We start from the raw sequence: 13,222 nt of genomic DNA on the forward strand, positions 1-13,222 counted from the left end.
CCGGCTCCGGGGGTTGCGGCCGGGCTCCGCCGACGACTACCCGCCGGACCGTCCCGGACGTTGCGTGCCGGCCGGAGAAATCACTCCGGAGGCTCCCCGTCCCCTCCGGCCAGGGCGCGGTAGGCGGGTTCCAGCACGTCCACCAGGGCACGGCGCCTGATCTTCACGGCGGGCGGGTCGAGCAGGCGCAGCAGCAGGCCGGGCGGCGCGGGCGGGTGCCCCGTGCGGTCCTTCAGGGCGGCGAGCCCGTCCGGGGGCGCCCAGAAGTCCGCGGCCCGCAGCGGGCTCTCCACCACCGGGGGGAGCTCGGACTCCACGGGGCGGCGGCGCAGCGCGGTGAGCAGCTCGTCGCGGGTGCGCCCGTTCCAGGCCAGGACGAGGAACGGGTCGTCGTCGAACGCGCGGGCCAGGAAGTGCAGCGCGGCCGCGGCGTGGAGGCACGGGTCGATCCAGTCGGCGCAGCCGCACATCAGGTGCAGCTCCTCGGCGGCCTCGGGGAACAGGCCCACCCCGCAGTCGGCGAAGACGCGCTCGACGTCCGGGGGCAGCTCACCGGCGAGCAGCCGGGCCCGGAACACCGCGCGGCGCGCCAGCTCGCCCTCGATCTCCTCCCAGCCCTCGATCGCGGTGAGTCCCAGCGTCACCTCGTACGGCTCGTCCGCGGCGTTGGCGACGAACGCCGTCACCTCGTAGGGGCGGACGTCCAGCCGCAGCACCTGCCCGCGCTCGGCGGACGCGCGGCCCCGGTGCAGCCGCTCGACGTCGAGGAAGGACTCCAGCGCGCCGACGAACCGGCGCGCCCACCTGCCCGGAGGCTCCCGCAGCAGCGCGGACCCCGGCCCGCCCCGCACCCGCAGGGGTCTGGCCGCCGCGAAGTAGTCGCCGCCCATCAGGCGCTCACCGCGTCCGGGGACAGCCGCAGCACGTCGCGCAGCTCGGCCACCGACAGGCCGGTCAGCCACTCCTCGCCCGTGCCGACGATCGACTCCGCGAGCGCCTTCTTGCGCTCGATCATCTCGTCCACCCGCTCCTCCATGGTGCCGACGCAGACGAACTTGCGGACCTGCACGTCGCGGGTCTGCCCGATGCGGAACGCCCGGTCGGTGGCCTGGTCCTCCACGGCCGGGTTCCACCAGCGGTCGAAGTGCACGACGTGGTTGGCCGCGGTCAGCGTCAGCCCGGTGCCCGCGGCCTTGAGCGACAGCAGGAACACCGAGGGCGTCTCCTCGGTCTGGAACCGCTGCACGAGCTCGTCCCGCTGCTCCTTGGTAGTGCCGCCGTGCAGCCACAGGACGGGGCGGTCGAGCCGCGCGGCCAGGTAGGGCTGGAGCATCGAGCCGAAGGAGGCGTACTGGGTGAACACCAGCACCTTCTCGCCGCGGTCGAGGATCTCGGCGCACAGGCGTTCCAGCTCCTCGAGCTTGCCCGAGCGGCCCTGCAGCCGGGAGCCGTCCTTCAGCAGCAGCGCCGGGTGGTCGCAGACCTGCTTCAGCTTCGCCATGGCCGCCAGGACGAGGCCGCGCCGCTGCCGGGCGTCGGCCTCGGCGATCTGCTCCAGCATGTCCTCGACCGTCGCCTGGTACAGCGACGCCTGCTCCACGGTGAGGTTGCAGTAGACCTTCATCTCCTGCTTGTCGGGCAGGTCGGTGATGATGCTCCGGTCGGTCTTGAGCCGCCGCAGGATGAACGGCCGCGTGGCGCGCTTGAGGTCGGCCGCCGCCCGCTCGTCCCCCTCGGCCTCGATCGGCACGGCGAACCGCTCGCGGAAGGACTCCCGCGGCCCCAGCAGCCCCGGATTGGCGAACTCCATGATCGACCACAGTTCGGTGAGGTGGTTCTCCACCGGCGTCCCCGTCAGCGCGATCCGGCTCCGCGCCGGGATGGACCGCACCGCCCTGGCCTGCCTCGTCCCGCTGTTCTTCAGCGCCTGCGCCTCGTCGCAGACGAGGCGGGCCCACGCGACCTTCGACAGCTGCCCCGCGTCCCGCGCGGCGGTCCCGTAGGTGGTGAGCACCAGGTCGGCCGCCTCCGCCGCGCGGACGAGGTCCTCCTCGCGGTGGCGCTTGGCGCCGTGGTGGACGTACAGCCGCAGCTTGGGCGCGAACCGGGCGGCCTCCCGCTGCCAGTTGCCCACCAGGGACATCGGCACGACGGCCAGTGTCGGCCCGCCCGCGCCGTTCGCGCCGGCGTGGACGAGGTGGGACAGCACGGTCAGCGTCTTGCCGAGGCCCATGTCGTCGGCGAGCAGGGCGCCCAGGCCGAGCCCCTCCATGAAGGACAGCCAGGCCAGGCCGCGCTCCTGGTAGGGGCGCAGGACGGCCTCGATGCCCGCGGGCGTGGCGACGGGGGTGAGGCGGCGGTCGGCCTCGCCCGACAGCAGGTCGCCCAGGGGCCCGTGCGCCTCCACCGCGACCAGCGGCAGCGACCGCTCGCCCGCGTGGATGACGGCGCGGATCGCCTGGCCCGCGGTCATCGTCCCGGCCCGGCCCGAGCGCAGGAACTCCAGGGCGGACTCCAGCTGCTCCTCGCCGAGCTCCACCCACTGGCCGCGCAGCCGGACCAGGGGGGCCTTGAGGCGGGCCAGCTCGGCCAGGTCGTCCTCGTCGAGGGACTCCTCGCCGACGGCCAGCTCCCAGCGGAACTCCACCAGGTCGCCCAGGCCGAAACCCGAGCTTCTGGCCGCGCCGCCCTCTTCGGCGCCGTCCGCCTCGGCGGTCCTGAGCTTCAGGCCGAGCCGGGAGCGGCCCGCCCACGTGGGCAGCAGCACCCCGAAGTCGGCGGCGGCCAGCAGCGGCGCGGCGGTCCGCAGGAAGCGGAACGCGCCTGCGGTGTCCAGGACCAGTTCGGCGGGGACGGCGGTGTCCAGGGCGCGGCTCAGCTCGGGGAAGAGCCGCAGCGCCCGGCCGAGTCCGGCCAGCAGCGTCTCCTCCGCCCCCTCCAGCAGGGCGTCGCCGCTCCAGATCCGGGCGGCGGGCACCAGCAGGCTCGGATCGTCGGTGCCCTGCAGCAGGAACTCCACCCGCCACGGCTGCTCGGCGGACGGGCCCGGCGGACGGGCCGGCGGTTCCGCTTCCGGCAGGGCCCACGGGTCCCGCGGGGCCTCCAGGCCCGGTGCGTCCTGCGGGACCGGCGGACTCCGGCGGGGCTCCGGGCCTCGCGGGGAGGCGAGGGACTCCGGTTCGCCGGGCTCCGGTTCGGGCGCCCTGGGTTCGACCAGCCGGAAGGTCAGCCGCAGCGGGCCGTGGGCGGGCCGCGCGGCCCGGTACCAGGCGTCGAGTTCGGCGCGCAGCTCCGCCGGGTCGTCGCCGGGTTCGCGGGCGACCAGCGGGTCCGGGCCGGTGAGCGCCTCCAGCCAGCGCTCGGCCAGCGGGACGTGCTCGGGTGTCCTGCCGGTGCGCGGCGGCAGCAGGGGGTGCGGCACCGCGCCCCGCACCGCGGTGTCGGCGAGCCCGTCCAGCGCCTCGGCGAGCACCTCGGCCGCGGGCCGTCCGGGCGCCACGGCGCGGCAGGCCGGGGGCATCGCCGCGGCGAGCCGCGCGAACCTGGCGGGGTCGAGCACCGGACGCCAGCAGGCCAGCAGGTCGCCGTCCTCCTCGCGCAGCGCGGGCAGCACCCGGCCGGAAGCGGCCAGCGCCGCGGCGTCGGCGGCGACCAGCCCGAGGAAGCGCAGGTCGGTGCCGGGGACCACGTCCGCCCTGTCCTCGGCGGTGCGCAGCAGCTCCATCGCCGGGAACGGCTCCAGCACCAGCGCCGGCACCCGCCACGGGGCGAGCACGGGCTCGCCGTCGAACGGCTCGGGACCCAGCTCGCCCGACGGCAGCGGGCGCCCGCCGGTGCCGGGCAGCAGCAGCTCCAGGGTGATCCGGGCGGCACCGCGCAGCAGCGGCTCGTACGACGTCCCGGTGAAGTCCCGGGTGGCGAAGGGGTGGACGCCGGCCCCGCCGTCCGCACGCGGCCCGTCGTGCTCGGCCCACAGGCACAGCGCGCCTCCGTGCCAGGTGGCGTGGGCGACGAGCATTCCCCGAAGCTACCAGCAGCGTCCGACACTCCCGGGCCGCTCCTTTTCGGCCTAGTGTGCAGGGCCATGTGGCGTGATGCGGTGGTGACGGGCGCGTCCAGCGGGATCGGCGAGAGCATCGCGCGCTCCCTGGCGGCCCAGGGGACGGATCTCGTGCTGGTCGCGCGGCGCGGGGACCTGCTGGAGCGGCTCGCGGCGGAGCTGTCCGGGCGGTTCGGGGTGCGGGCGGAGGCGCTGGCGGCCGACCTCACCTCGGCGGACGGCCTGGAGCGGGTGGCCGGGCGCGTCCCCGGAACGGACCTGCTGGTCAACAACGCCGGGTACGGGGCGTTCGGCGCCTTCCACACGCTCTCGTACGCCGACCGGGCCAGGGAGGTGGGCCTCAACGTGACGGCGCTGACGCGGTTGACGCACGCGGCGGTGCCGTCCATGGCCGAGCGGGGGAGGGGCGGGGTGCTGAACGTCGCGTCCGTGGCGGCTTACGCGCCTTCGCCGGGAAGCGCCGTCTACGGGGCGACCAAGGCGTTCGTCCTGTCCTTCACCGAGAGCCTGCACGCCGAGCTGAAGCCCGCGGGCGTGCACGTGACGGCGTTGTGCCCCGGTTTCACCCGCACCGAGGACGACCAGCCGACGAACCTCATGTGGATGGCCCGCGACACCGTCGCGCGGGCCGGCCTGGAGGCCGTCCGGCGGAACCACGCCCTGTGCGTCCCCGGTGTTCGGTACAGGCTTCTGCTGCCCGCGATGAAGATCGCGCCAAGGGGTGTGCTGCGCACGGTCTCGACGGCGGTGTGGAACACGGCCGTTCGCACCCATGGAAGTGCCGATGCATAAAGAGGCGGCCCGCTTCTTGTGAGCTCTCCCCAAAGCATGCTCGGATCACTTGTAGCACTTGCGCATATCTGTACTTGGCGTCCGCATCTAGCATGGGTACAGGCGTCACAGGGGACACGGCATGGTGTCCCTCGCAGCGGAGTCCCCTCGGCCGCGCCGATCCCATAAATCCGGAAAGGTCTTGGTATGCCGGAAGCTATTGACATCAAGGTGCTGCACGAACTCGACGGAGTCGTCGAGAAGGAACTCAACCGGCATCTGTCGATGGCCAAGGAGTGGTTCCCCCACGAGTACGTCCCGTGGGGCCAGGGCCGCGACTTCGCCTTCCTGGGCGGTGAGGACTGGTCGCCCGAGGACTCCAAGGTCTCCCCGGAGTCGCGCGAGGCGCTGCTGGTCAACCTGCTGACCGAGGACAACCTGCCCGGCTACCACGCCGCCATCGCCCGCATCATGGGCAAGGAGGGCGCCTGGGGCCAGTGGGTGCACCGCTGGACCGCCGAGGAGAACCGGCACGGCATCGTCATCCGCGACTTCCTCACCGTCACCCGGGCCATCGACCCGGTGGTGCTGGAGCGCGCGCGCATGCAGCACATGGAGATCGGCTACGAGCCCGACCACGGCGACAAGATGCTGCACGGCCTGGCCTACGTCTCCTTCCAGGAGCTGGCGACCCGCGTCTCGCACCGCAACACCGGCAAGGCCTCGGGCGACGCGCTGTGCGAGCAGATGATGCAGCGCGTGGCGGCCGACGAGAACCTGCACATGATCTTCTACCGGAACCTCATCGGCGCCGCCTTCGAGGTCGTCCCGAACGAGGCGATGAAGGCGGTCCTCGAGGTGGTCAAGGGCTTCCAGATGCCCGGCTACACGATCGACGGATTCCTGCGCAAGTCCGTGGCCATCGCCAACGCCGGCATCTACGACCTGCGCCTGCACCACGACGACGTGCTCATGCCGGTGCTGCGCAAGTGGAAGGTCTTCGAGATGGAGGGCCTGGACGGCGAGGGCGAGAAGGCCCGCACCGAGCTGTCGGAGTTCCTGGCGACCCTGGACGCCGCCGCCAAGAAGTTCGAGGAGCGCCGCGAGGCGCGCCGCGCCCGGATCGCCGCCCGCGCCTGATCGGGATGATCTTCTTCGACGTTTCCCACAATTCGCGATAATTCGCTCACGTTGAAACCAACGGCCCCGGTTCCCGCGTCTTACTGAAGACGGGATCGGGGCCGAAGGTCTGCGCCACGCCCCGCATACGGTTCGGGGGTAGGGTTGGCCGCGACGAAATATCAGGATTGGGGTAGTGCCACGTCCGGGGAGAGCATCGGCCCGTACCGGCTCGCCGAGGTGCTCGGCGAGGGCGGCATGGGCGTCGTGCGCCGCGGCACCGACCCGATGGGGCGGTCCGTGGCTGTCAAACTGCTGCGCGGCGGCACCGGCGACGCCATCGCGCTGCGGCGGCTGGCCCGCGAGGTCGACACCATGCGCCGGGTGCGCAGTCCCTTCGTCGCGCAGATCGTCGACGCCGACGTCACCGCCGACCCGCCCTACATCGTCACCCAGTACGTGCCGGGACCGACGCTGGAGAAGCAGGTCACCGAGCAGGGTCCGCTGGGCGGCGACGCGCTCAAGCGGCTGGCCGAGGGCCTCGCCGAGGCGCTCGCGGCCATCCACGCGGCCGGCATCGTGCACCGCGACCTCAAGCCCGGCAACGTCATGTTCGCCGAGAACGGCGACCCCGTCCTCATCGACTTCGGCATCGCCCAGTCGGTGGACGCCACCCGGCTGACCTCGGCCGGCATGGTCATCGGCACGCCCGGCTACCTGTCGCCGGAGATCCTCAGCGGCGAGGACTTCCGCGCGCCCGCCGACGTGCACGCCTGGGCGGGCACCATCATCTACGCGGCCACCGGGCGGCCCCCGTTCGGCGGCGGCACCTTCGAGCAGATCTTCTCCAAGATCCTCCAGGGGCAGCCGGACCTCACCGGGGTGCCCGCGCCGCTGCTGCCCGTGCTGCGGGCGGCGATGGCCCAGCACCCGGCCGAGCGGCCCACCGCCAGGGACCTGGCGCACCTGTGCGGGCGGCTCGACCTCGAGATGACGATGATCGACCACGGCACGATCGCCGACGACCCCCCGACGCGCGCCTTCCCGCCCGTCTCCCCGCCGCAGGACGTGCGCGAGATGCGGGGCGTGCCGGGAACGTCGGGCAGGTCGCCGCTGCCGCAGCCGAGCGACTTCATGGGGATGCTCCCCCCGGTGGCCCCGCCGCCCGACCCGTACCAGGACCTCTACCAGCCGGGACGCGGCTCGGGCGCCCAGCCGCACGCCACGGTGAACGACCCGCCCCGGCGCCCGCCCTACGGCCCTTCGGGCGGCGCCCTGTACGCGGGCGCGCCCTCGGACGTCCCGACGGTGAACGACGGGCGGCGGCCGTCCGGGCCGCTGCCGTGGTCGCAGCCCCACCAGCCCCAGCCGCGTCACCCGCAGCCCCACCACCCGCAGCCCCACCACCCGCGGCCGCAGGACGCGCAGGGCGACGGGCGCGAGAACGAGCGCTCCACCCGCGCGGACGACCGGCCCAAGCCCTACGGCCTGTACAAGGTGCTGAGCCTCCTGCTGCTGGCCGCCGCGCTGGGACTCACCTGGGCCACCCCGGTCGTCGGGCTGTGCGTCGTGCTCGTCACGGTGCTCGTGCTGCGCGCGGGGGACAAGGCCGCCCGCGGCCTGGAGTCGCGCCGGGTCCGGCGCGGCGAGCGGGCGAGCGACTTCGTGGGGACGCTGCTGCGCTCCCCGCTGCAACTGCCGGGCGCGCTGATGACCAGCGCGATGGTCGTCCCGATCAGCCTGGGCGCCGGCCTGGTGCTGGCGCTCGCGCTCGTCGGCGGCGGGCGTCCGGCGGCCCAGGCGCTGACCTTCGGCGCGCTGCTGGCGGTCGTCCTGCAGATCTTCGGTCCGGGCGGCACCGCGCCCCGGCGGCAGACCGCCCGGATCTGGGGCGCTTTCCTGCCGCGGCAGGAAGCTGCGATGATCGCGGTACTGTGCCTGGGCGCGGGTGTCGCCGTCCTGCTGCTCCTCGTCCTCGGCCAGGACCCCGACCTGGGCGCGTTGGAGGGGTTCGCTCGCTGGCTGGACGACGCGCGCAGCACGGTGAAGGGATGGATCGTCCGCTTCGGCGGGTGATCCGTGTCACCGCGGGTACCGAAACAGCCGGGTGGCCCACCCCTGGGTTCAGGGCTGGTGCTACCGGTGAGTAACATGCGGGGTAAGGCTTGACCCGGACCCGGGTCAGAACCGGTTTCGGCTATTTGGCAGGCTGTGATCCAGCATCAGCCTGATGAGATGAGTGCAGGGAGGTCGGCCAGCGGCCATGAACATCGTCGTATGCGTGAAGCAGGTTCCCGACACGGAGAGCCCGCGTAAGTTGAAGTCCGATGACAACACCCTCGACCGCGCTGCGGCGGACGGCGTCATCAACGAACTGGACGAGTACGCCATCGAGGAGGCGCTGCTCATCAAGGAGGCGCACGGCGGTGAGGTGACCGTCCTGACCATGGGTCCGGACAAGGCCACCGAGTCGATCCGCAAGGCCCTCGCCATGGGCGCGGACAAGGCGGTCCACCTGGTCGACGACGCGCTCGTCGGCTCGGACGCCCTGCAGACCTCCTACGCGCTGCAGCAGCTCGTCACCCGGATCGGCGCCGACCTGGTCATCCTCGGTTCGGAGTCCACCGACGCCCGCACCGGCGTGATGGCCGCGATGCTGTCGGAGCGCCTGGGCTGGCCGCAGGTCACCATGGCCAACAAGGTCGAGATCAACGGCACCGCGATCGCCGCGCAGCGCCAGACCGACACCGGTTTCGACAAGATCGAGGCCTCGCTGCCCGCCGTCGTCTCCGTGGTCGAGAAGATCAACGAGCCGCGCTACCCGTCCTTCAAGGGCATCATGGCGGCCAAGAAGAAGCCGGTCGAGTCCCTGTCCATCGCGGACGCCGGGATCGAGGCCGACAAGGTGGGCGTCGCCAACGCCTACTCGTCCGTGGTCGACCACGCCGACGCCCCGGCGCGCGCCAAGGGCCAGATCGTCACCGACGAGGGTGACGGCGGCGTGAAGATCGCCGACTTCCTCGCCAGCAAGAAGTTCGTGTAAGGGGGATAGGGACATGGCAGAGATTCTCGTCCTCATCGACCACGCCGAAGGCGAGGTCAAGAAGGTATCGTTCGAGCTGCTCACCCTGGCGCGCAGCCTGGGTGAGGCCTCCGCCGTCTGGATCGGCCCCGGCTACGAGGCCGTCGCCGACAAGATCGCCGAGTACGGCCCGGCCAAGGTCTACGTCGCCGCCGACTCCGAGCTCACCGAGTACGTGGTGGCTCCCAAGGTCGAGGTGCTCCAGCAGCTCGCCGCCGGCGCCGGCGCCGTCCTGGTCGCCGCCACCGGCGAGGGCAAGGAGATCGCGGGCCGCCTGGCGGTGCGCCTGGACTCCGGTGTGCTGACCGACGTCGTGGGCGTGACCCCCGACCTGGTCGCCGAGCACTCCGTCTTCGGCGGCTCGGTCATCGCGCACGCCAAGGTCGTCAAGGGCACCCCGGTCATCGCGGTCCGCCCGAACGCGATCGCGCTGGAGGCCGCTCCCGGCTCCCCGGCCGTCGAGCAGGTCTCGGTGGCGCTGTCCGACGCCGCCAAGGGCGCGAAGATCACCGAGCGCGTCGTGCAGGAGAAGGGCGAGCGCCCCGACCTGACCGAGGCCTCGATCGTCGTCTCCGGCGGCCGCGGCGTGGGCGGCGCGGAGAACTTCAAGGTCATCGAGGGCCTGGCCGACACCCTCGGCGCGGCCGTCGGCGCCTCCCGCGCCGCGACCGACGCCGGCTGGTACCCGCACCAGTTCCAGGTCGGCCAGACCGGCAAGACGGTCTCCCCGCAGCTGTACGTCGCCGCCGGCATCTCCGGCGCGATCCAGCACCGGGCCGGCATGCAGACCTCGAAGACCATCGTGGCCGTCAACAAGGACCCCGAGGCCCCGATCTTCGAGCTCGTCGACTTCGGCGTCGTGGGCGACCTCTTCCAGGTCGTCCCGCAGCTGACCGAGGAGATCACCAAGCGCAAGTGACGCCTGCCGATCCGTCCGGACGCCCCCGAGCCCTGCTCGGGGGCGTCCGTCGTCTCCGGTGGAGCGCTCCGCGGGCGGTCAGGCCGCGAGGGGCTCGGGGCGGCGCTCGGGGGCGGGGGCCGCGGCGAGGTCGGCGCCCTCGCGCAGGGGGAGGAAGCGGGCGGAGACCGCGATGACGGCGGACAGGGCGACGACCGGCCACAGGCCCGCGCGGACGGAGGACGCCTCGGCGACGGCGCTGACGGCGACGGGGCCGAGCAGCAGGCCGCCGTAGCCCATCGCGCCGACCTGGGCGACGGACGCGGCGGAGCGGCCGGGGGCGGCGGTGCCGGCCAGCGACAACATCGTCGGGACGATCGTGCAGACCGCCAGGCCGGTGAGGAAGAAGCCGGCCAGCGCCACGGGGAGGCCGGGCGCCAGCAGCACCACCGCCATGCCCGCGGCGGTGCCCGTGCCCGCCCAGGTGAGGAGGGCGCGGGTGCCCAGCAGGACGCGCAGGCGGTCGCCGAAGAGGCGGCCGCAGAGCATGGCGGCCTCGAACAGCGGGTAGCCCAGGGCGGCCAGGGCCTGGCTCGCGTGCAGGTCGTCGTGCAGGAACAGGCCGCTCCAGTCGGCGATGGCGCCTTCGGTCATGAACGCCAGGAACGTCAGGGCGCCCAGCAGGTAGACCAGCAGCGGCAGGCGCCTCCGGCGGCCGCCGGAGGCGTCCTGGAGGGCCGGGGGGTCGGGCAGGTAGGTGCGGCCCAGCAGCGCCATCAGCGGCAGCGCCGCCAGCCCGGCGAGCAGCAGCGACGCGGTGAACGACCAGCCGAGCGCGGCGGTGCCCGAACCCAGCAGCCCGCCGGTCATGGCGCCCGCGCACCAGCCCGCGTGCATCCCGCTCATCAGCGGGCGGCCGTGCGCCCGTTCGACCACCGACGCCTGGGCGTTCATCGCGACGTCCGTCACGCCGAAGGCCATGCCGAACAGGGCGACGCCCGCCAGCAGGAGCGGGTGGGACGGGGCGAGGGCCACCAGCGCGACCGAGAGCGCGGTCAGCGGGGCGGCGACCCGCAGGGCGGGGCGGCTCCCGAACCGGGAGATGACCACGCGCAGGCCCTGCATGGCGACGACGGCGGCGACGCCCCACACCAGCAGGACGACGCCGACGCCGCCCGCGTCCAGGGCGAACCGCTCCTTCAGCGCGGGCATCCGCACGACCCACACGCCGGTCATCAGACCGGCCGCGGCGAAGGTCAGGAACGTGCCCGTACGGGCGCGGAACAGCATGATCGAACACTCCTTGCACACAGACGCGTCCGGCGGCGCACGCCCGCCGGGCGAAAGAAGAGGACAGGTGGTGGGTGGAGAGGCGTCCGGGGACCGGCCCGGCGTCCGGGGCCGCTGGATCCGCCGTCCGCGAAGGGGCGCGGGGCGGCCGGGGTTCGGAGGGGCCGGATCGAGCGGCCGGTCCACGGCCTCCGGGGCCGGGATCAGGCCGGAGGGTCAGTCGAGCAGGTCGAGGAGGCGTCGTCGCAGCGCGGTGTACTGCTCGGGGGAGAACCGGCCCGAGCCGTGGGCGACGACCTCCCACAGGCCCTCCGCGGCCAGGCGGACGACCATCGCGGTCAGCGGGTCGGCGTCCTCGGCGTCATCCCTGCGGTGCCAGCGGTCCATGGCCGCGCGCAGCGGCGCGGCCAGTTCGGGCGTCGCGGCGGCGGCGGTGATCGCCGCCCAGCGGCGTTCGCTGCGCTCCCCCTCGGGGGCCGCGATGATGGCGAAGGTGGCCTCGACGAAGGCGCGGGTGAACGAACCCTGGTCGTACTGCTCGACCAGGGCGTCGAACTCGGCGATCACCCGGTCGACCAGGGCCGTGACCAGCGCCTCCTTGGTGGGGAAGTGGTACAGCAGCCCGCCCTTGCTGACCCCGGCGCGCTCGGCGACGGCGTTCAGCGTCAACGCCTGGGTGCCGTGCTCCAGCAGCACGGACTCGGCGGCGTCGAGGAGGGCGTCACGTTTCATGGCGACTCGACTGTACCGTCCGGACGGTACAGTCGCAAACCGGCTCCTCCGCAGCCGGCCCGGGCAGCGAGTAGGATTGGACGACTCTGGAGGAGGAGGGAAGCGCCGTGCCGTATCTCGACCATGCGGCGACGACGCCGATGCTCCCCGAGGCCGTCGCCGCGATGACCGGGCAGCTCGGCAGGGTGGGCAACCCCTCGTCGCTGCACGCCCCCGGCCGCCGGGCCCGCCAGGTCGTCGAGGAGTCCCGCGAGATCATCGCCGCGGCGTTCGGCGCCCGCCCCTCCGAGGTGGTCTTCACCAGCGGCGGCACCGAGTCCGACAACCTGGCGGTCAAGGGCCTGTACTGGAAGGGCCGCGCCGAGGGGCGCCGCCGCGTCATCGCCGGTGCCGTCGAGCACCACGCGGTGCTGGACGCCGTGCACTGGCTGGCCGAGCACGAGGGCGCCGAGGTGGTGCTGCTGCCGCCCGACGGCCGCGGCCGCATCCTGCCCGAGACCCTCGCCGAGGCGCTCACCGACGACACCGCCCTGGTCACCGTGATGTGGGCGAACAACGAGGTCGGCACCGTCCAGCCCGTCGCCGAGCTCGCCGGGCTCGCCCGCGCCCGCGGTGTTCCGTTCCACTCCGACGCGGTGCAGGCGGCCGGCGTCCTGGACGTGCGCCTGGACGGCGGCGGGGGGCCGGCCCCCGACGCGCTGACGATCAGCGCGCACAAGCTCGGCGGCCCGCTGGGCGTGGGCGCCCTCCTGCTGGCCAGGGGCGTGGACCCCATCCCCGTCCTGCACGGCGGCGGCCAGGAGCGCGACGTGCGCTCCGGCACCCTCGACACCCCCGCCATCGCCGGTTTCGCCGCCGCGGTGGAGGCCGCCGTGTCCCGCCGCGAGGAGTCCGCCCGCCGCCTGTCGGCCCTGCGCGACGAGCTGATCGCCCGCGTCCGCGCCGCCGTTCCCGACGCGGTCCTCAACGGCGACCCGGTCGACCGCCTGCCCGGCAACGCCCACTTCTCCTTCCCCGGCTGCGAGGGCGACGCGCTCCTGATGCTCCTGGACGCCCAGGGCATCGCCTGCTCGACCGGCTCGGCGTGCTCGGCCGGGGTCGCCCAGCCCAGCCACGTCCTGCTCGCCATGGGCCTGTCCTCCGAGCAGGCGCGCGGCAGCCTGCGCTTCTCCCTCGGCCACACCTCCACCTCCGCCGACCTCGCCCCCCTGACCGAGGCCCTGCCCGCGGCCGTCGAGCGCGCCCGCCGCGCCGGCCTCACCTGAGCGCC

General features: G+C 73.7%; 10 protein-coding genes. 6 read left to right on the plus strand and 4 right to left on the minus strand.

Annotation, left to right across the window (positions count from 1 at the left end; all coding sequences use genetic code 11):
• Positions 1-80: 80 nt before the first annotated feature.
• Positions 81-890: an SWIM zinc finger family protein gene (locus tag C2865_RS09175; RefSeq protein WP_232835474.1), complete on the minus strand. Its 810-nt coding sequence runs from the start codon at positions 888-890 to the stop codon at positions 81-83.
• Positions 890-4,018 carry a DEAD/DEAH box helicase gene (locus C2865_RS09180; RefSeq protein ID WP_106397930.1) on the minus strand — a complete coding sequence of 1,043 codons (3,129 nt, stop codon included), beginning with the start codon at positions 4,016-4,018 and terminating at the stop codon, positions 890-892. The genes C2865_RS09175 and C2865_RS09180 overlap by 1 nt, the downstream gene beginning before the upstream one ends.
• Positions 4,019-4,084: 66 nt before the next feature.
• Here C2865_RS09180 and C2865_RS09185 point away from each other — a divergent pair, with 66 nt between their 5' ends.
• The 5 genes from C2865_RS09185 (at position 4,085) to C2865_RS09205 (ending at position 9,951) form a co-directional block, all read left to right on the plus strand.
• A complete protein-coding gene (locus C2865_RS09185; RefSeq protein WP_106397931.1) occupies positions 4,085-4,852 on the plus strand; it encodes an SDR family NAD(P)-dependent oxidoreductase in 768 nt (255 codons plus the stop codon).
• A gap of 186 nt (positions 4,853-5,038) precedes the next feature.
• A complete protein-coding gene (locus C2865_RS09190; protein WP_106397932.1) occupies positions 5,039-5,971 on the plus strand; it encodes an acyl-ACP desaturase in 933 nt (310 codons plus the stop codon).
• 144 nt (positions 5,972-6,115) lie between these two features.
• The gene (locus tag C2865_RS09195) at positions 6,116-8,026 is read left to right on the plus strand and encodes a serine/threonine-protein kinase (RefSeq protein WP_157963637.1); all 1,911 of its coding nucleotides are present in this window, start codon (positions 6,116-6,118) and stop codon (positions 8,024-8,026) included.
• A 187-nt stretch (positions 8,027-8,213) separates the two neighbouring features.
• Positions 8,214-8,993: an electron transfer flavoprotein subunit beta/FixA family protein gene (locus C2865_RS09200; RefSeq protein WP_106397934.1), complete on the plus strand. Its 780-nt coding sequence runs from the start codon at positions 8,214-8,216 to the stop codon at positions 8,991-8,993.
• Positions 8,994-9,006: 13 nt separating this feature from the next.
• Positions 9,007-9,951, plus strand: a complete 945-nt coding sequence (locus tag C2865_RS09205; RefSeq protein WP_106397935.1) for an electron transfer flavoprotein subunit alpha/FixB family protein — start codon at positions 9,007-9,009, stop codon at positions 9,949-9,951.
• A 78-nt stretch (positions 9,952-10,029) separates the two neighbouring features.
• Here C2865_RS09205 and C2865_RS09210 read toward each other — a convergent pair whose 3' ends face one another.
• Both C2865_RS09210 and C2865_RS09215 read right to left on the minus strand, forming a co-directional pair.
• Positions 10,030-11,220, minus strand: a complete 1,191-nt coding sequence (locus C2865_RS09210) for an MFS transporter (RefSeq protein ID WP_106397936.1) — start codon at positions 11,218-11,220, stop codon at positions 10,030-10,032.
• 216 nt (positions 11,221-11,436) lie between these two features.
• Positions 11,437-11,952 carry a TetR/AcrR family transcriptional regulator gene (locus C2865_RS09215; RefSeq protein ID WP_106397937.1) on the minus strand — a complete coding sequence of 172 codons (516 nt, stop codon included), beginning with the start codon at positions 11,950-11,952 and terminating at the stop codon, positions 11,437-11,439.
• 107 nt (positions 11,953-12,059) lie between these two features.
• On the opposite strand from C2865_RS09215, the gene C2865_RS09220 reads away from it, so the two are divergent.
• The gene (locus tag C2865_RS09220) at positions 12,060-13,217 is read left to right on the plus strand and encodes a cysteine desulfurase family protein (protein ID WP_106397938.1); all 1,158 of its coding nucleotides are present in this window, start codon (positions 12,060-12,062) and stop codon (positions 13,215-13,217) included.
• The last annotated feature ends 5 nt before the right edge of the window (positions 13,218-13,222 follow it).

Source organism: Actinocorallia populi, from assembly GCF_002995495.1.
GTDB classification, from domain to species: domain Bacteria; phylum Actinomycetota; class Actinomycetes; order Streptosporangiales; family Streptosporangiaceae; genus Actinocorallia; species Actinocorallia populi.